Here is a 22,798-nt window from a genome sequence, read left to right as displayed (position 1 = left end):
CCGAATGTATAAGAAGATCATCCTTGGGGCCGTGATTACCGCCTGGTCCTCACTTGCATCTGCCGCCGATGAGCGCGCGCTGGAAAATGGTTTGGCAAACGCCCTTCGGCTCAAACCAGGAACAACTGAAAGAGCCGGCGACTCGGGCAAAGCTATCCAGGCCTATATGCGAGAAGGCGCCGTCAGCAAGAAACCCAACCAGCGCGCTGACTATACCGATTACTACCTCGTGAACAAGCCGGTATCCTTCATGGGGCACGAGCTCGTGGTCATCGAAGAAGAGTACATGACGAACTATGCGGGGTGCTGCGTTAACTCCGGAGCCGGAATCACGGTGAAGGTCCATGGCGACCCCAAAAACCTTGAAAGATTCGCGGAAGCCAATAAGTGCACCTTCACCGACAATGTCGACGTGCAGGGAGAAATGCGCAGCGTAAGCATCACGGCCACTTTTGCCAAAGGCCGGTACGCATCCCTGAGTTGCCGTGAAAATGACGCCGACCGCTGATCGATGTTTGCTTGATGCAATGCCGGAAGCTGAGGCTACAATGCGCACGGGGTCCCAACGCATAGCATTACATCATGGATGAAAAAGACGACGAAACCCGCTCAGCATACGCGTGGCCTTGCTGTCCTGATGCTACCCATGTTTGAATGAAAGGTTATTGACGTTCTTCCGATTGGCAGGCGCAGCTCGTATTCACCGGGGAGGTTGAGCAAGGGGAAGCGCACGTCGGTGACAGCCTTCTTCTGACTTCCTGCGAATCGGCGCGTGTTTGAGATATCAGCCGATGAAACAATTGAACTGGCAAAGTCGTGCGGCCTCGAGATGATACTGATTGCTCACACGCCGTCGGTACAGCCACTTAATTTCCAAGCTGGCGTTACTTGGTCTTGGTTGGCTTTTCAAGCGCAGTTATGCGCCATAGACTTTAGCCAGGATGGCAACCACCCCCAGCACAACAGTAAACAGCATGCCAGTGAGGATGCGAATTTCGACGCGGACGCCGCGAATTTCCGCCCTAACATCGCGGAAATTCTCCCTGGTCTCCTCCCTAAAGTCGCGGAAGTTCTCTCGTGTATCCTCCCTGAACTGGCTTAACATTTCTGACTGGCTTTCAGTGAAAATTTCGAGCCGCACTACTCGGTTTTCAACGTCGCCGTTGGGCTTATGCGTGGGATCGCCGTTCATTGACCACCTCCGTAGTTTGGCAATGATGGCCAACCCAGATGTCCTTCGAGATCACCGTCCGGCTTGCGTGATGGCCCGTTATGCATGGCTGCCTCGCATTGAAGTACGTGCACCGAGTTTACGCTCATGAGGCAGATCGTCAAGCGCACTGGGCTGTGCGCTTGACGGGTGCGAAGATCAGTTCACCGTGATCTTGCCAGTGCCTGCATTACTCAACACCGATGCCTTAACAGCCGACGCGGCCAATGGCGAAACCGAGTACGGCACGCTCCAGCCGACCTGGTTGCTGAAGCTGCACTTGGTCGACAGGTTGAGCGCTGCGCCATTCAACAGCGAGCCAGCATCCGTGATCGCGCCGGTTTTGCTGGACGAACCAGGATTGGTCACGACTTGCGGGCAGCTCGTGGCGCCGGCGATGTCAAACGCGTTGTTCTGCGAAATGATCTTGGCCTTGTAGGCGACGCCGATGCTGTAGTGGTTAGGGTAGACCGCGTGCGAACGGGAGCCCTCGAAGTAGTTGTTATACAGGTGCACCTTGCCGAATCGTACGCGTGGGCCACGCTCCGCCACATTCAGGAAGTGGTTGTTGTGGAAGGTTACGGTCAAGTGGCCGTCGTCGGTGGTCTTGCTGTCAGAAGAACCGATCAGGTTGTTCTTCTGGTGCAGTTCGAAGCGGTTGTTCGATACGGTCACGTAGTCCGAACCATTCTTCACGTCCAGCGCCCCGTCGTGGCATTGCTTGACCTTGCCGTTTTCGACTGGCAGCTTGTCGTCGGTGATCGAGCCATCGGTGAAGACGTTGTGGTCGACCCAGACGTTGCGGGAATTCGAAATGGTGATGCCATCGTATTCCGAGTTCCAGTTGCCGCTGCTGCCGTCGTTCGGATCACAGACCGGGTAGAGCGAGCATGGGTTCTGGATTGTTAGGTTGCGCACGATGACGTTTTGCACGCCGTTCAGCACGATATTGCCATTCACCAGGCGTGCGTCGTTGCCAACGCCAATCAGGGTGGTGTTGCTGCCCGGCTTGATCTGCAGGCGCAGGCCTTCGTCGGTGGCGCTGGTGAACGGGCCGCCGTTATCGCCTGCGGCCATATTGATCGTGCCCTGCAGCTTGATGATCTTCGGATTATTGCCTTGTGCTTTCAGGGCTGCGACCAGCTGCGATCCGCTGTTGACCAGGTAGATGGCCGAGGCGGGTGCTGCGGCGCCGCCAGTGGTGCCGCCGCCTTGGCCTGCCCAACCTGTGGACGGTGCGGCCTCCTTGGTGGCGTTACCCGCCGGCGCAGGCGTTGGGGTCGGGTCCGGCGTTGGCGTCGGGGTTGGCGTGGTGCTGGACAATGGGCCTACGGCGCACTTCTTGGTCACGCCGGGATAAGGATCGCTGCCAAACGTGCTGGTATCGCACAGGACGTCGCCAACAAGCGTCTTGACGACCCATTTGTCCTTGATGCCATACGACACCTGTCGACTGCTGGTCCCGACCTTGCAGGTGCTGCCCTGGTCAGCGCATTTGGAATAGCCACTGGGCCAATCGGCCGCGAACGAGCCGGCGGAATAGATCAACATCAGGGCGCCGCAAATGAAGCTTTTCTTCATAGCCTAGATATCTCCGGAAAATTGTTTAGGGGATTGACATGTAGGACAACCTTGTTCGAACAATCCATGTCATCAGACATCCTATAACATTACCGCCAGTTACGCAAAAATATTTCTATTGAACAACTACGAAAGATTGATTGCGGCCTTGCTTTCGCAAATGGGAAGGAGGTTTTCGCGATCCGGCTTGAAGCCACGCTATGAGCACCGGCATATTGGTTGCGGCACGCCAATTGGTTGGTGGACCATTTCCATGGCGTAGTTGTACGATGAGTTAAACAGTTCTCGGGAGCGACACGCTGTGGTCGACTTGTTCGACCCCGCCAGCTAGCTTCCGCCAAACACTTTCACAATCAACGCCGCAGTGCCAAGACCCACGGTGACGATCATGTCAAGCGTCGCGATTTGAAGGCCAATCACCATCCGGAAATCTGCCCGTAGTTCGCGGACATCGGCTACGAGATGCTCGGATGTCGCTTCGAGGCGGGCCAGGCGGCTTTCGGTATCGCCGTTCTGCTTGCGGGACGGTTCGTTTTGCATGGCTGCCTCGCTTGGAATGCGTGGAGCCAGTTTACGTTCGTGAGGAAGATCGTCAAGCGCACTGGGCTGTGCGCTTGACGTCAGGCGGGATTAACGCGGGAGGACGGAACTGCCCATCAGGTACTCATCGACAGCGCGGGCGCATTGGCGGCCTTCGCGGATCGCCCACACCACCAGCGACTGGCCGCGGCGCATGTCGCCTGCTGCGAACACGCCTGGCTTGCTGGTCTTGTAGCTGTTGTCGCCTTCGGTCTGCGCGCGGGCATTGCCGCGTGCGTCCTTGTCGACACCGAAGGCGTCCAGCACCTGCTGCACCGGCGAAACGAAGCCCATGGCCAGCAGCACCAGGTCGGCCTTCATTTCGAATTCGGAATTCGGCACTTCAGTCATCTTGCCGTCTTTCCATTCGACGCGGCAGGCGATCAGCTTTTCAACCTTGCCGTTCTTGCCTTCCAGGCGCTTGGTAGCGACCGCCCAGTCACGCTCGCAACCTTCTTCGTGCGAAGAAGAGGTGCGCAGCTTGGTCGGCCAATACGGCCACACCATCGGTTTGTTTTCCTGCTCCGGCGGCATTGGCATCAGTTCGAACTGGGTGACACTGGCAGCGCCGTGGCGGTTCGAAGTACCGACGCAGTCGGAACCGGTATCGCCGCCGCCGATCACGATCACGTGCTTGCCGCTGGCCTTGATCTGGTCCTTGATCTTGTCGCCCGCATTGACCTTGTTCTGCTGCGGCAGGAAGTCCATCGCGAAGTGGACACCTTTCAGCTCGCGGCCCGGCACCGGCAGGTCGCGCGGTGCTTCGGCGCCGCCGGCCATCACTACCGCGTTGAAATCCTTTTCCAGGTCTTCCGGGAAGATGGTTTCCTTGGAGCCGTTGGCCACCGTGGCAGGGAAGTCCTTGCCGATCAGGACGGAGGTGCGGAATTTCACGCCTTCGGCTTCCATCTGCTCGACGCGGCGGTCGATGTGGACCTTCTCCATCTTGAAGTCGGGAATGCCGTAGCGCAGCAAGCCGCCGATGCGGTCGGCCTTCTCGAACACGGTGACATCGTGGCCGGCCCGCGCCAATTGCTGCGCAGCGGCCAGGCCCGCAGGGCCGGAGCCCACCACCGCAACCTTCTTGCCGGTCTTGACTTCGGCCGGTTGCGGCACGACCCAGCCGTGCTCCCAGCCTTCGTCGATGATCTTGTGTTCGATCGACTTGATGCCGACCGGCAGCTCGTGAATGCCCAAGGTGCAGGCGCTCTCGCAAGGTGCCGGGCAGATGCGGCCGGTGAACTCGGGGAAGTTATTGGTCGAGTGCAGCGTATTCAACGCCTCGCGGTAGTGGCCGCGATAAACCAGGTCATTCCAGTCCGGGATGATGTTGTTGACCGGGCAGCCCGAATTACAGAACGGGATGCCGCAGTCCATGCAGCGCGCGCCCTGCACCTTGGCCTGGTCGTGGCTCAGGTGAATGACGAACTCTTTATAGTTCTTGAGGCGAGCCTCGGGTGCCAGGTAGCTTTCTTCCTGACGCTGGAATTCCATGAAACCGGTGATCTTACCCATGTCGATGATCCTCTCTTACGCTGCGATTGCTTGAGTTTCCGCTTCGATCGCGGCGTTGTCTGCCATTTCCACCAGGGCGCGTTTGTACTCGCTCGGGAACACTTTGACGAACTTGGCACGGCTCTCGTTCCAGTTGTCGAGCAACAGGCGCGCGCGCGTGCTGCCGGTGTGTTTGAAGTGGCGCTCAATCAAGCGTTTGAGGATGATTTCATCGGCCTCCGGTTCGCCATTGCGGTGCTGGCTGTGCCAGGTGGCTTTGTCGACCTGCTGGTCGCCTGCCGCCTTCACTTCTTCCAGGCTCACCATGGACATATTGCACTTGCTGTGGAATTCGCCGTCCGGGTCGTACACGTAGGCGATACCGCCCGACATGCCCGCTGCGAAGTTACGGCCGGTAGCGCCCAGCACGACCACGGTACCGCCGGTCATGTATTCGCAACCGTGGTCGCCCAGGCCCTCGACAATCGCGGTGGCGCCGGAGTTACGCACGGCGAAACGCTCGCCGGCCACGCCGTTGAAGAAGGCTTCGCCGGCGACCGCGCCGTACATGACGGTGTTGCCAACAATGATGTTATTCACAGCCCAGCCGCGGAATTCGGTGTTCGGGCGCACGATGATGCGGCCGCCCGACAGGCCCTTGCCGACGTAGTCGTTGCCTTCGCCCACCAGGTCGATGGTGATGCCGGCCGCCAGGAAGGCGGCGGCCGACTGGCCAGCGGTGCCTTGCAGCTGGATGTGGATGGTGTCGTCCGGCAGGCCGGCATGGCCGTATTTCAGGGCCACTTCGCCCGACAGCATGGTGCCGACGGTGCGGTTGACGTTCTTCACCGGCGAGATGAAGGACACACGTTCGCCTTTGTCCAGTGCGGGCTTGGCTTGCGCGATCAGCTTCAGGTCCAGCGCCTTGTCCAGGCCATGGTCCTGCTGTTCGCTGTGGAAGATCGACATGCCGTCGTCCACCTTCGGCTGGTAGAACACATTGGTGAAGTCCAGGCCCTGCGCCTTCCAGTGCGTGATGGCTTTCGACTTGTCCAGCAGGTCGGCGCGGCCGATCAGCTCCTGGAAGGTGCGGATGCCCAGTTGCGCCATCAGTTGGCGCGCTTCTTCGGCGACGAAGAAGAAGTAGTTCACCACGTGCTCAGGCTTGCCCTGGAACTTCTTGCGCAGTTCCGGGTCTTGCGTTGCCACGCCGACCGGGCAGGTGTTCAGGTGGCACTTGCGCATCATGATGCAGCCTTCCACCACCAGCGGTGCGGTAGCGAAGCCCACTTCGTCGGCACCCAGCAGGGCAGCGATCACCACGTCGCGGCCGGTGCGCATCTGGCCGTCGGCCTGCACCCGCACACGGCTACGCAGGCCGTTCAGCACCAGGGTTTGCTGGGTTTCGGACAGGCCCAGTTCCCATGGGGTACCGGCGTGCTTGACGGAGGACAGCGGCGAGGCGCCGGTGCCTCCGTCATGGCCTGCCACCACGATGTGGTCGGCCTTGGCTTTCGACACGCCGGCAGCGACGGTACCGATCCCGACTTCCGACACCAGCTTGACCGAGATCGAAGCGCGCGGGTTGGCGTTCTTCAGGTCGTGGATCAGCTGCGCCAGGTCTTCGATCGAGTAGATGTCGTGGTGCGGCGGCGGCGAAATCAGGCCCACGCCCGGCACCGAGAAGCGCAGTTGCGCGATGTACTCGGACACCTTGTGGCCCGGCAGCTGGCCACCTTCGCCCGGCTTGGCGCCCTGTGCCATCTTGATCTGGATCTGGTCGGCAGAGTTCAGGTACTCCGCGGTTACGCCGAAGCGGCCGGATGCCACCTGCTTGATGCGCGAGCGCAGCGAGTCGCCTTCCTGCAGCGGGATATCCGATTCAACCTGTTCCTTGCCCAGCTCGGAAGCCAGGGTCGCACCGACCTTGATCGGGATGCCTTTCAGCTCATTGCTGTAGCGGCGTGGATCTTCGCCGCCTTCGCCGGTGTTGGACTTGCCGCCGATACGGTTCATGGCGATGGCCAGGGTGGCGTGCGCTTCGGTCGAGATCGAGCCGAGCGACATGGCGCCGGTGGCGAAACGCTTGACGATTTCCTTCGCCGGTTCCACTTCGTCCAGCGGGATCGCTTTCGAAGGATCAATCCTGAACTCGAACAGGCCGCGCAGCGTCAGGTGGCGCTTGGTCTGGTCGTTGATCAGCTGGGCGTACTCTTTATAGGTCGAGTAGTTGTTGGAGCGCGTCGAGTGCTGCAGCTTGGCGATCGCATCCGGCGTCCACAGGTGGTCTTCGCCACGCACGCGGTAGGCATATTCGCCGCCCGCATCCAGCGCGTCGGCCAGCACCGGGTCATTGCCGAAGGCCAGCTTGTGCAGGCGCAGGCCTTCCTCTGCCACTTCGAACAGGCCGATGCCCTCGACGTTAGACTGGGTGCCGCGGAAGTACTTGTCGACCAGCTGGCGGTTCAGGCCAACGGCTTCGAAAATCTGCGCGCCGCAGTAGGACATGTAAGTGGAGATGCCCATCTTCGACATCACCTTCATCAGGCCTTTGCCGACCGCCTTGGTGTAGTTGTAGATGGCGGCTTCCGGAGTCAGGTCGCCAGGCAGCGAGTGGGCCAGTTCGGCCAGCGATTCCATCGCCAGGTAAGGGTGGACCGCCTCCGCGCCGTAGCCGGCCAGCAGGGCGAAGTGGTGGGTCTCGCGGGCCGAGCCGGTTTCCACCACCAGGCCGGTGGAGGCGCGCAGGCCCTTGCTCACCAGGTGCAGGTGGATGGTGGAGGTGGCCAGCAGGGCCGGGATCGCGACGCGGTCCGGACCGACGGTGCGGTCGGAGATGATCAGGATGTTGTGGCCGGACTTCACGGCGTCGACGGCTTCCGCGCACAGCGATGCCAGCGACGCCTCCACGCCTTCCTTGCCCCACGCCAGCGGGTAGCAGATGCTCAACTCATAGGACTTGAACTTGCCGCCGGTGTGCTGGCTGATAGAACGCAGGCGCGCAATGTCATCGAAGCCCAGCACCGGTTGCGCCACTTCGAGGCGCATCGGCGGGTTGACGTTGTTGGTATCGAGCAGGTTCGGTTTCGGGCCGATGAAGGACACCAGCGACATCACCATCGCTTCGCGGATCGGGTCGATCGGCGGATTGGTCACCTGCGCGAACAGCTGCTTGAAGTAGTTATACAGCGGCTTCAGTTTGTTGGAAGTGACGGCCAGCGGCGAGTCGTTGCCCATCGAGCCGACGGCTTCTTCACCGTTGACGGCCATTGGCGCCAGGATGAAGCGCATGTCTTCCTGGGTGTAGCCGAAGACCTGCTGGCGATCCAGCAGCGAGGCGGATTGCTTCTCGCCGGCGGCCGGGCCGTACTTGGCCACGTTGGCGGCGGTCTGGCTCTCGCTCATTTTGAGCTCGCCCAGCTTGATGCGCACCGCATTGATCCATGCCTTGTATGGCTTGGCGTTGGCGTAGGTGTCCTTCAGTTCCTTGTCGTCGATGATGCGGCCGGCTTCCAGGTCGATCAGGAACATCTTGCCCGGCTGCAGGCGCCATTTCTGGATGATCTTCGATTCGGGAATCGGCAGCACGCCCGATTCGGACGCCATCACCACCAGGTCGTCGTCGGTCACGATGTAACGCGCAGGCCGCAATCCGTTCCTGTCCAGGGTACCGCCGATATAGCGGCCGTCCGTGAAGGCCATGGCGGCAGGGCCGTCCCATGGCTCCATCATGGACGCATAGTATTCGTAGAAGGCTTTGCGGTTGTCGTCCATCAGCGTGTGGTTTTCCCACGCCTCAGGAATCATCATCATCATCGCTTGCGCCAGCGGATAGCCCGCCATCAGCAGCAGTTCGAGCGCGTTGTCGAAGCAGGCGGTGTCGGACTGGCCTTCGTAAATCAGGGGGAACAGCTTTTGCAGGTCGTCGCCCAGCACGGCGGACTTCATCACGCCTTCGCGCGCACGCATCCAGTTGAAGTTGCCCTTCACGGTGTTGATCTCGCCGTTGTGCGCGATCAGGCGGTAGGGGTGGGCCAGCGGCCATTCAGGGAAGGTGTTGGTCGAGAAGCGTTGGTGCACCAGCGCCAGCGCGGAGATGCAGCGCGGGTCCTGCAGGTCCTTGTAATACACGCCCACCTGGTCGGCCAGCAGCAGGCCTTTGTACACGACGGTACGGGCCGACATCGATGGCACGAAGAATTCCTTGCCGTGGATGAGTTTCAAGGCCTGGATCGCGTGGCCGGACGATTTGCGGATCACGTACAGCTTGCGTTCCAGCGCGTCGGTCACCATCACATCCTGGCCACGGCCGATGAAGATCTGGCGGATGACCGGCTCTTTTTCGCGGACGCGCGGCGACATCGGCATTTCCGAGTCGATCGGCACGTTACGCCAGCCCAGCACGACCTGGCCTTCGATGCGCACGGCACGTTCGATTTCTTGTTCGCAAGCGATGCGGGAGGCGTTCTCCTTCGGCAGGAACACCATGCCGACGCCATATTCGCCAGGCGGCGGCAGCTCGACGCCCTGCTTGGCCATTTCATCGCGGTAGAACTGGTCAGGAATCTGGATCAGGATGCCGGCGCCATCGCCCATCAGTTTGTCCGCACCGACCGCGCCCCTGTGGTCCAGGTTTTTCAGGATCAGCAGACCCTGTTCGACGATCGAGTGGCTCTTGTTGCCTTTGATGTGGGCGACGAAACCAACGCCACAGGCGTCGTGTTCGTTGGCTGGGTTGTACAAACCTTGCGCTTGCATGCGATTCTCCGCTGAATTTTTGGTCACGAAAAACCAGAGTAGTGCAATGCACAAAATCACGCAACAAAAACAATTAGGGTCGGAGTCGAATTAATTCAGCAACGGTCGCTGCAAAATTTAATTAGGGACAGAGTGAGCGCCAGAACCGGTTTTGGCCGGCCGCCCCCGCTTAGCCGGCAATACCTGTCGCTTCATGCGCCGTTCCAGCTCTGCCTTCCACTGGTCGCTACCCAATGGCCACCCCTTCAGCGCCGCGCTCTCGATCGCCCGCGTTTCCGCCCCCGCCAGCCCTTGCGCTGCCAGTTCTATATACGCAGCCTCGCGCTGGAACGGCGTATTCCCCAGCGCCCAGTAGATAGGATGGTCATTCACCGCGCCGTCCTGCCGGATCCCGGCATGGTGCGGATAGCTCGACCACTGGTAATGTTCCGGCCCTTCGGCCAAGCGCGCCCGCACCGCGGCAAATTCGATGTATTTGGAACAAGAAATGAGGTAACGCTCGGCTTCCACCACCGAGGTTTTGTAGCGGCCCTGCCATAAAGTGCCGGCACGCGCGTACTTTTGATTGAAATAAGGGACATAGTGCCGCCCGATCCATTGCATCATGCCGGCCAGGCCTTCTTCGTCGCCGGGAGAGGCTAACAGGTGCAATTCGCCCGGCAACAGGGTGTAGGCATGCACCGCCACCTTGTATTGGCGGGCGGCAGCGCGCATCCAGGCGATGAAACTGCTGAAATCTTCAGCATCCAGGAACACTTCCTGGCCATTCAGGCCGCGCTGGATGATGTAATGAGGCTGGTTGGGAACGACGAGGCGGGGCAGACGGGCCATAAAAGCAAAAAAGGGTAGGATCGGGAAACCCCGATTCTACCCAGTTCGCTTGACTCTGTCCCTATTAAGACAGGTTGAAGCTGGCGGACAGGCTATAGCCCTCGCCGTAAGCCGAACGCAGGGGCAAATCCTGGCCCAGGCCGCTACGCGCTTTTTTGCGTAAACGATACACCAGCATGTCGACGCGGCGGCCGGCATCCGGATCGTCGCCACCGATGCCGGCCACGATCACCTGCCGCGGCACCGGACGGGTGTTGATCGTCAGCAGGTGCAGGAAGTTGCATTCTTTCTCGGTCAGCGTGATGGCCTGGCCCTGCAGTTCCAACTGGCGGGCCGACACTTTCAAGGTCCACTTGCTGGGGACAGGGATGGCTTCCTGCGGGCCGACGCGGCGGTCCAGTGCCTCGATGTGGGCGGCCAGTTCCGGGAACTTGATCGGCTTGGTCAGGTAATGGTCGGCGCCGAGGCGCAGGCCCATGATGCGCGAATCGAAAGCGACGCGGCCGGTCAGCACGAGCAGGCCGATCTGCGGATAGAGCTGGCGCATGCGCGGGATGACATTGAAACCATCCTCGTCCGGCAGACCCAGGTCGAGCACGACAACGCCCACGGTGCCCTGGCTGAGGGCGGACCACATTTCCTGGGCATTGTTGGTGGTGTGAACTACATGGCCAAGTTCAGCCAGGAAATCCGCCATCTCTTCGGCGTATTCCAGGTTGTCTTCCACGATCAGTATTTGCGTCATTGATGCGCCATTTTCCATTCAGTCGCGAGCCGGGGTTTAGGGCTTGCGTCGAAGAATTATCACGGTTGGTCACGGGCTGCGCAAGGCTTAAGCAGCGATCGGGAGCCAAATCCGAAATTTCTTGCCGCTTTCAGGCAAATTTTCCACAGACAGCGTGCCGCCGTGGACCTCAACAACATTTCTGGCCATATACAGGCCGAGGCCGGAACCGGCATGCCCTGCGGCAGCCTTGCCTCGGTAACCCTTGTCGAAGAGTTTGCCTAGCTCATCATCCGGAACGGGAGTGCCGTGGTCGATGACGAGGAGTTCAACCCCGCCTTCGCTGGCTTTCCTTCCCTGTAATTCTATCGCAACGTTGTCATTCGTGTACTTGAGAGCATTGTCTAAAAGTATGTCGAGACATAAACGCATGCCTTGCGGATCGCAACGCATCCACTGCGGCAAACCTTCCGCACGCACCGTGATGGCGATGCGGCGCTGGCGTGCGTGCTCGGCCGCGGTTTCCAGCAAGGCTTCCGGCGACACCTCGTCGGCCTGGCGTTTGCGCCCAATGCTGGCCAGGCGCTCAGGGCTCAGGTACTCGTTGATCAACTCCAGCAAGCGGTCGACCGCAGTCTGAATCTTGCGGTAACGCTTCCTGGTGTTTTCATCGGCATTGGCCGACGTCATTTCCAGGCGCTGGATGGCGCCATCGATGGTCGACAACGGTGTGCGGAATTCATGCGACACCATCGACGCGAATTTCTTTTGCTGCCTCTCGCGTTCGACGCGCTCGCGGATGTCGCGCACGGTGCCGACCAGGCGCAGCACGCCGCTGTCCACATCGGGCACCAGGGTGGATTCGATTTCAACCGGGATCATCACGCCGTCGCGCCCCGCCATTTCGGTATCGCGCACAGTGTGGCGGCGGGTGGTGTCACCGGAGGCGTAGGCTTCCAGCCGTTCCGGCAACTCGCCCATCAGGTTCGCCGCCACCTGTTGCGCGCGGTCCGGCATGTAGCCGAACAGCTTCTCAGCCGAAGGGCTGACGTACAGCAGCTGGCCACTATCGCAGTCCAGCATCCAGTGTACGTCGCTGCTGTGGTCGAGGATCTGGCGATAGTGTTCTGCGTTCAGCATGGGATCAATCCTGTAGCGGTGCGAAGATCTGTTGCAGGTCTTCCTGGGTCAATGCCATCTTCTGCGATTCGCCTTCGGCCAGGACGGATTGCGCCAGGTCCGACTTCTTCTGCTGCAGCAGCTGGATCTTTTCTTCCAGCGTGCCTTTGGCGATCAGCTTGTACACGAACACCGGCTTGTCCTGGCCGATACGCCAGGCGCGGTCGGTGGCCTGGTTTTCGGCAGCCGGATTCCACCATGGATCGTAATGGATCACGGTGTCGGCCGCCGTCAGGTTCAGGCCCACGCCGCCCGCCTTCAGCGAGATCAGGAAGATCGGCACCGCGCCTTGCTGGAAGGCCGCTACCTGGGCGCCGCGGTCGCGCGTTTCGCCGGTCAGGATGGCATATGGAATATCGCGCGCTTCCAGTTCTTCTTCGATCAGTTCCAGCATCGAGGTGAATTGCGAGAACACCAGGATCTTGCGCTTCTCTTCCAGCAGGTCTTCCACCATCTGCATCAGGTCGATCAGCTTGGCCGAACCGGCATTGGCAGCTTTCTTGGTGGACTTCACCAGGCGCGGGTCGCAGCAGACCTGGCGCAGCTTGAGCAACGCTTCCAGGATCACGATCTGGGAGCGTGCCACGCCCTTGCGATCGATCTCCTCGCGTACTTTCTGGTCCATGGCCAGGCGCACGGTTTCGTACAGGTCGCGCTGCGCGCCGCTGAGTTCAACCTTGCGTACCATCTCGGTCTTTGGCGGCAGCTCTTTCGCCACGCTGTCCTTGGTACGGCGCAGCAGGAAGGGCTTGATGCGGCGGTTCAGCAGCATGCGCCGCTGCGGGTCGTCCTGGCGCTCGATCGGGTGGCGGAAATTGCTGTTGAAGATCTTCTCATCGCCCAGCAGGCCGGGCAGCAGGAAGTGGAATTGCGACCACAGTTCACCCAGGTGGTTTTCCAGCGGCGTGCCGGACAGGCACAGGCGGTGGCGTGCCCGCAGCAGGCCCGCGCTTTGCGCCGCCTTGGAGCGGGTGTTCTTGATGTAGTGCGACTCGTCCAGGATCACCAGGTGGAAATCGTGCTCGCGCAGCTTTTCTTCATCGCGCGGCAACAGGGCGTAGGTGGTCAGCACCAGGTCGACTTTCGGGATTTGGTCGAACAGCTCGGCGCGGTCCTTGCCCTGTAACAGCAGCACTTTCAGGCCAGGCGCGAAGCGGGCCGTTTCATCCTGCCAGTTGTTCATCAGGCTGGTAGGCGCGATGACCAGGGCCGGATGGTCGAGGCGGCCGGCTTCCTTCTCCACCAGGATGTGGGCAATGGTTTGCACAGTCTTGCCGAGGCCCATATCGTCGGCCAGGATGCCGCCGAAGTTGTACTCGCGCAGGAATTGCATCCAGCTCAGGCCATCGGTCTGGTAATCGCGCAGGGTGGCTTGCAAGCCGGCCGGAGTCGGCACCCGCTGCACGGAGGAGAACTGGTTCAGCTTGCGGCCCATTTCGCGCAGCGCTTCACCGCCGGTCCATTGGAAGTCGACATTGCGTGCCAGCTCGTCCAGGCGCGCCGCGTCCAGCGAGGACATGCGCACCGAATGCCGGATCTTGTCGCTGAAATACAGCTCGCCGATCGTGGCCAGGATAGGGCGCAGGCGGTTCCATGGCAGGGCCACGCGGGTGCCGTCCGGCAGGGCAGCCAGCATCTGGTCCGACTCGCCGTGGATTGCCAGCGCTTTCGGGCCGAAATCGTTGGGGAAATTGCGGATCATCTGCACCAGCACCGGCAGCAGCGGCACGCGCTCGCCGTTGACGGTGATGCCCAGTTCCAGATCGAACCAGGCGTTGCCGTTATCGGTGGTTTCTTCCTCGACTTCGGCATACCAGTCGTCGACCGCCACCATATCGTAGCGGTACTTCGGCGACTTCTCGACGCGCCAGCCGGCAGCCTGCAATTCATCGATGCCCGATTCGGCAAAGCGGATCCAGTCCGCCTGGTTGGCCAGCAGCAGGCCGCCGCGCACGCTCGACAGCGGCAGGGCGGTCGGCTTGCGGAAGCCAAGCTGGGACAGGATTTCCAGCGCCGCCGCTTCGGCGGCTTCATCGCGCTGGATGATTTCGGTCACTTCGCCGCGCTGGCGCACCACGCGCTGCGTCGGGTCGAAGGAAACCCGCTCGCCATCATAGTCATACGACAGCACGGCATAGTCGTTCCAGCGCTGCAGCGTGCCGTCGGCCAGCTGGGCCGAATCGAGCACCAGGATCGGACGCGGCTTGACGTCGGTGCGCACGCGCTGCGGCAGCGGCTGCGGCAGCGGCATCAACTGCTGCAGGCCATGCGCCAGCAGCAGTTGCGATACGCGCATCTTGTCGTTGGGCATCAGCAACGGCGCCTGCGCCACCAGGGCTTGCAGTTCCGCCAGCGGAATGGTGGTGCCGCCCTGGTTCAGCTGCAGCACGCCGGTCGACAGGTTGTCGATGTACCACGGCGGCTCGGTCGGCAACATGTAGTCGATCTGGTCCGCGCCATGGTGCTTGGCGCCTTCCTGCACATCGACCTGCCAGCCGAGGCGCAAGCCCTTGCCTTCTTCGCGCCAGGCCAGGCTGGCATTGCGCATGGTGCCCGATTTCATCGGGTAGACCAGGCCGTTGCCGACGTCGGACCAGGAATTCGCCCACAGCAGCTTGTCCTGCTCGGACAGCATCTGCAGCAGGGCCGCGCCGATCTTGCCGCGCGGCTCGGTCGCACTGCCGGTCTGGGAATTCGGGCCGCTGCGCATGGCAACGAAGAAGCGCACCAGGTCTTCATCGCCCGGCGCCAGGAAAGCGGGCGGGGCGGAGAGCAGGGAGAACACTTCGCTGACCGGCGTTGCCGCGGCCACGTCGCCGTTCGGCTTCATGCGCGCCTTGTACAGGCACAGCGCAACATGGCGCCCGCCGCTGGTCGGCGCCAGCACGTAAATCAGTTTGTAGTTGGTCTGTTTCGGGTCGATGTCGACCGGGGCCAGTTTGGGCTTGGGATGCGCGGCTGCATCCACCCGCTGCAACCACGTCGCCACAGCATAGGGCAGCTGGTTGGGCGGAGCGGCAGGTACAGGAGCAGATGAGGGGGCCGGTGCGACTGGAGTTTCGCGGGCTTCGTCGCGGGTAATATCCATTGGGCGCATTCTTTTAAATCAGCGGTTCAAAAACAGCAACATGCAATATTATCCGCCTTCCACGTTTTCGTGTTTGTGAAAATCCTAACTTAGTGCAACTACAAGTTAGACGGACAACATTAACTAATTAATAATAATCTATTCCGGCGCCCGTTGGCCATGCGGGCGTTGTATGATTTCGGCCTTCTACGTTTGGAACACCGCAATGCTGCCTTCTATCGAACAACGCCTCGCCCTCGAACTGGCCGCCAAGCCGGCCCAGGTCGCCGCCGCCATCGCCCTGCTGGACGAAGGCGCCACCGTCCCGTTTATCGCCCGCTACCGTAAGGAAGCGACCGGCGGCCTGGACGATATCCAGCTGCGCAACCTGGAAGAGCGCCTGCGCTACCTGCGCGAGCTGGAAGAGCGCCGCGAAGCGATCGTCAATTCGATTACCGAGCAAGGCAAGATGACGCCGGAGCTGCTAGATGCGGTCATGCACGCAGAGGACAAGACCCGCCTCGAAGACCTTTACCTGCCTTACAAGCTCAAACGCCGCACCAAGGCCCAGATCGCCATCGAAGCCGGCCTGGCCCCGCTGGCCGACGCCCTGCTGGCCGACCCGGCCCTGAACCCGGACGAACAGGCTGCCGGCTACCTGCGCGAAGCCTTCGAAACCGCCGACGGCAAGAATCCTGGCGTAGCCGACGCCAAAGCCGCCCTGGACGGCGCCCGCCAGATCCTGATGGAACGCTTCGCGGAAGACGCCACCCTGCTGCAATCGCTGCGCGAATATGTGCAAGATCATGGCGTAGTTGAATCCAAAGTTGTTGACGGAAAGCAAGAAGAGGGCGAAAAGTTCGCCGATTACTTCGATTATTCCGAGCCGCTGGCCGCCGTGCCGTCGCACCGTGCCCTGGCCTTGCTGCGCGGACGCCGGGAAGGCATGCTCGACGTCACCCTGCGCCTCGATTCCGAAGAGGAAAAGCCGAAATGGGACGCGCCGCATAATCCCTGCGAAAGCCGCATTTCGGCCCGCTTCGGCATCAAGCAAGCCGGCCGCCCGGCCGACAAATGGCTGGCCGATACCGTGCGCTGGACCTGGCGCGTGAAATCCTTCATGCACCTGGAAACCGAACTGATGGGCGCGCTGCGCGAAAAAGCCGAACTGGACGCCATCACGGTGTTCGCGACCAATCTGAAAGCCCTGCTGCTGGCCGCGCCCGCCGGCCCGCGCGCCACCATGGGCCTGGACCCGGGCCTGCGCACCGGCGTGAAAGTTGCCGTGGTCGATGCCACCGGCAAGGTTGTGGATACGGCCACCATTTATCCACACCAGCCGCGCAACGACTGGCACGGCGCGCTGCACACCCTGTCGCAACTGGCCGCCAAGCACAATGTGTCGCTGGTCTCGATCGGCAACGGCACCGCCTCGCGCGAGACCGACAAGCTGGCGCAGGACCTGATCAAGCAATGCCCGGAACTGAAGCTGACCAAGATCGTCGTGTCGGAAGCCGGTGCCTCGGTCTATTCCGCTTCCGAATACGCCTCGCGCGAACTGCCTGAGCTGGACGTGTCGCTGCGCGGCGCCGTGTCGATTGCGCGCCGCCTGCAAGACCCGCTGGCGGAACTGGTGAAGATCGATCCGAAATCGATCGGCGTGGGCCAGTACCAGCACGACGTATCGCAGACCCAGCTGGCGCGTTCGCTGGACGCGGTGGTGGAAGATTGCGTGAATGCGGTCGGAGTCGACGTGAATACCGCCTCCGCGCCGCTATTGGCGCGCGTCTCCGGCCTGTCGACCAGCGTCGCGCAGAGCATCGTGACGTACCGCGACATGAAGGGCGCCTTCGCCTCCCGCGCCGCGTTGAAGAACGTGCCGCGCCTGGGCGACAAGACCTTCGAGCAGGCGGCCGGCTTCCTGCGCGTGATGGGCGGCGAGAACCCGCTCGACGCATCGGCGGTGCACCCTGAGTCTTATCCGGTGGTCGAGAAGATCCTGGCCGACATCCAGAAGGACGTGCGCGGCGTGATCGGCGAGAGCAAGCTGCTGAAATCGCTGTCCCCAGCCAAGTACGCCGATGACAAGTTCGGCGTGCCGACCGTGTCCGACATCATCAAGGAACTGGAAAAGCCGGGGCGCGACCCGCGCCCTGAGTTCACCACCGCCACCTTCAAGGAAGGCGTGGAAGAGATCAGCGACCTGCGCGTGGACATGATCCTGGAGGGCGTGGTGACCAATGTGGCCGCCTTCGGCGCCTTCGTCGACATCGGGGTGCACCAGGACGGTCTGGTTCACATCTCCGCGCTGTCGAACACCTTCGTCAAAGACCCGCACACGGTGGTGAAAGCCGGCCAGGTGGTAAAAGTGAAAGTGCTGGAAGTGGACGCGAAACGCAAGCGTATCGCCCTGACCATGCGCTTGAGCGACAGCGCGCCGGCGGCCGGCTCCCGTCCGGAACAGCGCAGCGACCGCAACGACCGCCGCGCCATGGGCCAGCAGCAAAAGCAGCAATCGCGCGAGCCAGCCCAGCAAGGCTCGATGGCCGCCGCCTTCGCCAAGCTGCGCGGTTAACAGTCGGAGCCACGAGTCGGTGCCAGGTCTGTCAATCGGACAGCTGATATGATTTGATCTGCCTCAACACGCGATTTTGCCGCTTTTTGCGTATTGACCTAAATCAAAGGTTGGGGTTAGCTGTCCGAATGACAGACCTGGCACCGACTTGTAGGGCATTGGGGCATGACCTGAGTCAACTGGCCAATCGCCGTTTCGCGGTAAAATGGCGGGATTCCAATCCTTAGCAGTGAGAATGCAATGAGCGACGTACAAACCTGGATCAAAGAAACCGTGACCAACACCCCGGTCGTGCTGTTCATGAAGGGCACCGCCCAATTCCCACAGTGCGGCTTTTCCGGCCGTGCCATCCAGATCCTGAAAGCTTGCGGCGTTGAGAACATCGCCACCGTTAACGTGCTGGACGATGCGGAAGTGCGCCAGGGCATCAAGGAATACTCGAACTGGCCAACCATCCCGCAACTGTATGTGCGCGGTGAGTTCATCGGCGGTTCCGACATCATGTCCGAGATGTATGAATCCGGCGAACTGAAGGCCCTGCTGGACAACAATGGCTGATCGCCCGCAGCGGCTGGTCATTGCCATCACCGGCGCCACCGGCGCCGTGTATGGCGTGCGGCTGCTGCAGCACCTCCGCAATATTGCCGGCCTTGAGACGCATTTGGTCGTCTCCGACGCCGCAGTCCTCACCCTCCACCAGGAAACTGGCATGCAGCGCAAGGAAGTCGAAGCGCTGGCCCATGTCGTCCACAAGCAGAACAATATCGGCGCTTCCATCGCCAGCGGCTCGTTCCAGGCCGACGGCATGGTCATCGCTCCCTGTTCGATGAAAACCCTGGCTTCGGTCGCGCATGGCCTGTCGGACAACCTGATTGCCCGCGCCGCCGACGTGATGCTGAAGGAACGCCGCCGCCTGATACTGATGGTGCGCGAGACGCCGTTCAACCTTGCACACCTGCGCAATATGACGGCCGTGACCGAAATGGGCGGCATTATCTTTCCGCCATTGCCAGGTTTTTATCAGCAGCCGAAAACCATCGATGAAATGGTGGACCACAGCGTAGCCCGGGTGATCGACCTATTCGGCATATGTCACAATCTGGCCCCTCGCTGGAATGGCATGAACCCCTGAAAACATGCGCCTTTGCGGGCCAATGTATCAAGTTTGTTACAAACTGGTATGGTTGTTTGTGACATGGCAGGACACCATGCCGGCAGTGCCAAAAACATCATCTTGACACTTCGGGGTGGCGCGCCGGGAGTCGGCGCGCTAAGGGAAACTCGGACGTGACTTCGAAAGCTATTTGTCCTGTTTTGGGCAGGGCAAATGGTGTCGTTCTGTTACTTTTGGTAGTTGACCCGCACCAGCATACGAATAAATTCGCGCGCAATTTGCTTGTGATGATCGTCCAGCCGTTGCAAATCGGCGATCAATTTGACGTCCGCCGACTCGAAGCGGGCCAGGTTGCTACCGTTCGTGTCCCCATTATGGTGCTCGATTTCGGCACCGCCAAAGCGCAGCCATTCAGCAGGAACGCCAAGCCACTGCGCGATCATGCGCAGCTTTTCCTGGGTCGGAATCGCCTCTCCAACCAGCCATTTTCGGGCCGCGTGGACCGTAATCGGCCGCCCCTCGAACCTGATGTTGAACTCCCGCGCCAGCCGGGTTGGGCTGTCCGGAGAATAGTGGGCGTTTTTCAAAGCCTGCTGGAGTCGCTGGCTAAAGCTTTCACGTTCGTTTGAAGAATTCATAGTTGCACTATTTCATGTCACAACATGAATGTCAGTCTCTAGAATTATCAGACCAATTGTGACAATTGCAGATTACAACAATTAACAATTGGCGCTACAGACTGTCCGATTTCCCGCTCTGCTAACCCGAATTTCTTTTGGTAGAAACGGAAAAATTCAGCAGAATCTACTTGTCAGGACGACAAGCAATCGGTTACAACTTTAGAAATAAAGTTGATTTGCGACTACAAACCTAGGGGCGGTCTTTGTTGTCGACCGGTCGGCTGGTATTACAGACCGCCGGTAACTTTATGCGCCTTTATGAATTTGATGATGCCGTCATTCCCGGTATCCCGGCGCACGATACCATCCCGCCATAGCTTGTGAAGATGGGCCAGCGCTTCGCCCAACGCGAAGCTGAGCTGGTGCGCATCGAGCGGGCGGCGGAACATGATTGGTACTATCTCCGCCGCAGAACGCGGCTGGCCGGTGCAGGCCGCCAGCACCTCGGCCAGGCGGGCGTCGTGGTGATCGCGCAATTGCTGGATGCGGGTGTGCAGGCCGCGGAACGGCCGGCCATGCGAAGGCAGCACCAGCACGTCGTCCGGCAGGCTGGCGAAACGCTGCAAGGAATCGAGGTATTGCTGCAGCGGGTTGGCTTCCGGCTCGACGGCGAACACCGAGATATTGGTGGAGATGCGCGGCAACACCATGTCGCCGGAGATCAGCACATTGAGCTGCTCGCAGTACAGGGCGGCGTGCTCTGGCGAGTGGCCAAAACCCGTGATCACGCGCCAGCTGCCATCCCCCGCCGCGACCGACTGGCCGTCCTGCAGGCGCACGTAGGAAGCGGGCAGCGACGGCACCAGCGCAGGATAGTAGCTCTTGCGCGAACGCATTTTTTCCAGCATCTCGGGGTCGGCCAGGCCGTGGCGCTCGAAGTGCGGCACGGCCGCGGGGCCATCGACACCGGGCAGCCCGGCCGACATCATGCGCGCGAACGCATACTCGCCGGTCGTCATCCAGAGCGCGACACCGAAGCGTTGGCACAGCCAATCGGCCAGCCCGACATGGTCGGGATGACAGTGAGTGGCCACTACGCGCCGCAAGGGCTGGCCCGCCAGCGGCCCGGCCAGCACGGCATCCCAAGCCTCCTTGCTGGCATCCAATGCCACGCCGCAATCGACCGCGCTCCAGCCGCCGGCTTCGCGCAGCAGCCACAGGTTGATGTGGTCGAGGGCGAACGGCAACGGCAAGCGCATCCACGCCACGCCGGGCGCAACTTCGCGCACCGTGCCGCTGGCCGGCAGGGCGTCGCCAAACGGATAGCCCAGCTGGGATTCGAGCGGGTTCATGGCGTACAATAGATTGACGTTACGTAAACGGAAGATCCATTGTAAGCCATGCCGACCTACACCATTACCGAACTGGCCCGCGAGTTCGATATCACTCCGCGCGCCATCCGTTTCTATGAGGACCAGGGCCTCCTGGCGCCATCGCGCGAAGGGGCCGGCGGCCGCAACCGCGTGTATACGCCGCGCGACCGCACCCGCCTCAAGCTGACCCTGCGCGGCAAGCGCATCGGCCTGTCGCTGAGCGAGATCAAGAGCCTGGTCGACATGTATGAGTCGCCCAAAGACACCGAGGCCCAGATGAACCGTTTCCTGGGCGTGTTGTCGCAACACCGCGAGACGCTGGAACAACAGCGCGAAGACATCGAAATGTCGCTGCAAGAGATCGCTACCCACGAGGAAGAGTGCCGGCGCCTGCTGGCCGCACTTGCCGAAAAGCAAACATCTGCTTGACGTTTACGTTAACGTCACTCAGGCGTATCATTTGCGCTTCAATACCCAACACCAATAGAGGAAGACATGCTCCATCTCCCAGGCCTGACCTTTGATCACGGCGACGACATCGCCGCCCTGCGCGAAGCGGTACAGCAGTTCGCCGCCGCCGAAATCGCCCCGCGCGCCGCTGAAATCGACCGCAGCGACCAGTTCCCGATGGACCTGTGGCGCAAGATGGGTGAACTGGGCCTGCTGGGCATTACCGTCGGCGAAGAATACGGCGGCGCCAACATGGGCTACCTGGCCCACATCATCGCGATGGAAGAAATTTCGCGCGCCTCCGCCTCGGTCGGCCTGTCCTACGGCGCGCACTCCAACCTGTGCGTCAACCAGATCAAGCGCAACGGCACCGAAGAACAGAAGAAGAAATACCTGCCGAAACTGATCTCCGGCGAGCACGTGGGTGCGCTGGCCATGTCCGAGCCGAACGCCGGCTCCGATGTGGTGTCGATGAAGCTGCGCGCCGACTTCAAGGGCGACCGCTGGGTGCTGAACGGCACCAAGATGTGGATCACCAACGGCCCGGACGCCGACACCCTGGTGGTGTACGCCAAGAATGACATCGAAGCAGGCCCGCGCGGCATGACCGCCTTCCTGATCGAGAAAGGCTTCAAGGGCTTCTCGATCGCCCAGAAGCTGGACAAGCTGGGCATGCGCGGCTCGCACACCGGCGAGCTGGTATTCGAGGATTGCGAAGTGCCGGCCGAGAACGTGCTGGGCGGCCTGGGCAAGGGCGTCAACGTGCTGATGTCCGGCCTGGACTTCGAACGCACCGTGCTGTCCGGCGGCCCGCTGGGCATCATGTCGGCCTGCATGGATGCCGTGGTGCCTTACGTCCACGACCGCAAGCAGTTCGGCCAGCCGATCGGCGAATTCCAGCTGATGCAGGGCAAGCTGGCGGACATGTATTCCACCATGATGGCTTGTCGCGCCTACGTCTACGCGGTGGGCCAGGCTTGCGACCGCGCCACCTCGCCTGAGCAAGTGCGCGCACTGCGCAAGGACGCCGCCGGCGCCATCCTGTACTCGGCCGAGAAGGCAACCTGGATGGCCGGCGAGGCAATCCAGGCCCTGGGCGGCAATGGCTACATCAACGAATACCCGGTCGGCCGCCTGTGGCGCGACGCCAAGCTGTATGAAATCGGCGCCGGCACCAGCGAAATCCGCCGCATGCTGATCGGCCGCGAACTGTTCGCCGAGACCAAGTAAGCAAGGCTGAGCC

At 61.2% G+C, this 22,798-nt stretch carries 17 protein-coding genes; 6 read left to right on the top strand and 11 right to left on the bottom strand.

The window, feature by feature from the left end:
- Positions 1 to 4: 4 nt before the first annotated feature.
- A complete protein-coding gene (locus BM269_RS04415) occupies positions 5 to 508 on the top strand; it encodes a hypothetical protein (RefSeq protein WP_090435819.1) in 504 nt (167 codons plus the stop codon).
- 408 nt (positions 509 to 916) lie between these two features.
- On the opposite strand, the gene BM269_RS04410 is transcribed toward BM269_RS04415, so the two are convergent.
- The 9 genes from BM269_RS04410 to BM269_RS04370 form a co-directional block, all read right to left on the bottom strand.
- Positions 917 to 1,192 carry a hypothetical protein gene (locus tag BM269_RS04410; protein WP_090435818.1) on the bottom strand — a complete coding sequence of 92 codons (276 nt, stop codon included), beginning with the start codon at positions 1,190 to 1,192 and terminating at the stop codon, positions 917 to 919.
- Positions 1,193 to 1,369: 177 nt separating this feature from the next.
- A complete protein-coding gene (locus BM269_RS04405) occupies positions 1,370 to 2,791 on the bottom strand; it encodes a pectate lyase family protein (RefSeq protein WP_090435817.1) in 1,422 nt (473 codons plus the stop codon).
- Between the two features lie 327 nt (positions 2,792 to 3,118).
- Positions 3,119 to 3,331, bottom strand: coding sequence for a hypothetical protein (locus tag BM269_RS04400; protein ID WP_090435816.1), 213 nt, complete (start codon positions 3,329 to 3,331; stop codon positions 3,119 to 3,121).
- A gap of 90 nt (positions 3,332 to 3,421) precedes the next feature.
- A complete protein-coding gene (locus BM269_RS04395) occupies positions 3,422 to 4,885 on the bottom strand; it encodes a glutamate synthase subunit beta (RefSeq protein ID WP_090435815.1) in 1,464 nt (487 codons plus the stop codon).
- 15 nt (positions 4,886 to 4,900) lie between these two features.
- Positions 4,901 to 9,622 (bottom strand): glutamate synthase-related protein, encoded by a 4,722-nt coding sequence (locus BM269_RS04390; RefSeq protein ID WP_090435814.1) that lies wholly within the window; start codon positions 9,620 to 9,622, stop codon positions 4,901 to 4,903.
- Positions 9,623 to 9,739: 117 nt separating this feature from the next.
- Entirely contained in the window at positions 9,740 to 10,453 is a 714-nt protein-coding gene (locus BM269_RS04385) for a transposase (protein ID WP_090435813.1), read from the bottom strand.
- A 64-nt stretch (positions 10,454 to 10,517) separates the two neighbouring features.
- Positions 10,518 to 11,198 carry a response regulator transcription factor gene (locus BM269_RS04380; RefSeq protein ID WP_055939590.1) on the bottom strand — a complete coding sequence of 227 codons (681 nt, stop codon included), beginning with the start codon at positions 11,196 to 11,198 and terminating at the stop codon, positions 10,518 to 10,520.
- A gap of 87 nt (positions 11,199 to 11,285) precedes the next feature.
- Entirely contained in the window at positions 11,286 to 12,317 is a 1,032-nt protein-coding gene (locus BM269_RS04375) for a PAS domain-containing sensor histidine kinase (protein WP_229204498.1), read from the bottom strand.
- A 4-nt stretch (positions 12,318 to 12,321) separates the two neighbouring features.
- The gene (locus tag BM269_RS04370) at positions 12,322 to 15,444 is read right to left on the bottom strand and encodes a DEAD/DEAH box helicase (protein WP_090435812.1); all 3,123 of its coding nucleotides are present in this window, start codon (positions 15,442 to 15,444) and stop codon (positions 12,322 to 12,324) included.
- Between the two features lie 205 nt (positions 15,445 to 15,649).
- Between BM269_RS04370 and BM269_RS04365 the strand changes: the two genes are divergently transcribed.
- The 3 genes from BM269_RS04365 to BM269_RS04355 all read left to right on the top strand — a co-directional run bounded on the left by BM269_RS04365 (position 15,650) and on the right by BM269_RS04355 (position 19,130).
- Positions 15,650 to 17,998, top strand: coding sequence for a Tex family protein (locus BM269_RS04365; RefSeq protein ID WP_090435980.1), 2,349 nt, complete (start codon positions 15,650 to 15,652; stop codon positions 17,996 to 17,998).
- 240 nt (positions 17,999 to 18,238) lie between these two features.
- Complete coding sequence (gene grxD, locus BM269_RS04360) at positions 18,239 to 18,556, top strand: Grx4 family monothiol glutaredoxin (RefSeq protein ID WP_090435811.1); 318 nt, start codon at positions 18,239 to 18,241, stop codon at positions 18,554 to 18,556.
- Positions 18,549 to 19,130, top strand: coding sequence for a UbiX family flavin prenyltransferase (locus BM269_RS04355; protein WP_090435810.1), 582 nt, complete (start codon positions 18,549 to 18,551; stop codon positions 19,128 to 19,130). Before grxD ends, BM269_RS04355 begins: the two co-directional genes overlap by 8 nt.
- 209 nt (positions 19,131 to 19,339) lie before the next feature.
- On the opposite strand, the gene BM269_RS04350 is transcribed toward BM269_RS04355, so the two are convergent.
- Positions 19,340 to 19,750, bottom strand: coding sequence for a hypothetical protein (locus BM269_RS04350; protein WP_028103511.1), 411 nt, complete (start codon positions 19,748 to 19,750; stop codon positions 19,340 to 19,342).
- 269 nt (positions 19,751 to 20,019) lie between these two features.
- Positions 20,020 to 21,084 (bottom strand): MBL fold metallo-hydrolase, encoded by a 1,065-nt coding sequence (locus BM269_RS04345; protein ID WP_090435809.1) that lies wholly within the window; start codon positions 21,082 to 21,084, stop codon positions 20,020 to 20,022.
- Positions 21,085 to 21,132: 48 nt separating this feature from the next.
- Here BM269_RS04345 and BM269_RS04340 point away from each other — a divergent pair, with 48 nt between their 5' ends.
- Both BM269_RS04340 and BM269_RS04335 read left to right on the top strand, forming a co-directional pair.
- Positions 21,133 to 21,534 (top strand): MerR family transcriptional regulator, encoded by a 402-nt coding sequence (locus tag BM269_RS04340; RefSeq protein WP_090435808.1) that lies wholly within the window; start codon positions 21,133 to 21,135, stop codon positions 21,532 to 21,534.
- Between the two features lie 66 nt (positions 21,535 to 21,600).
- Entirely contained in the window at positions 21,601 to 22,785 is a 1,185-nt protein-coding gene (locus BM269_RS04335; RefSeq protein ID WP_090435807.1) for an isovaleryl-CoA dehydrogenase, read from the top strand.
- Positions 22,786 to 22,798 lie beyond the last annotated feature (13 nt).

This window comes from Duganella sp. CF458, from assembly GCF_900113115.1.
Taxonomy (GTDB): Bacteria; Pseudomonadota; Gammaproteobacteria; order Burkholderiales; family Burkholderiaceae_D; genus Rugamonas.
This window is presented reverse-complemented; position numbering and strand designations above follow the sequence as displayed.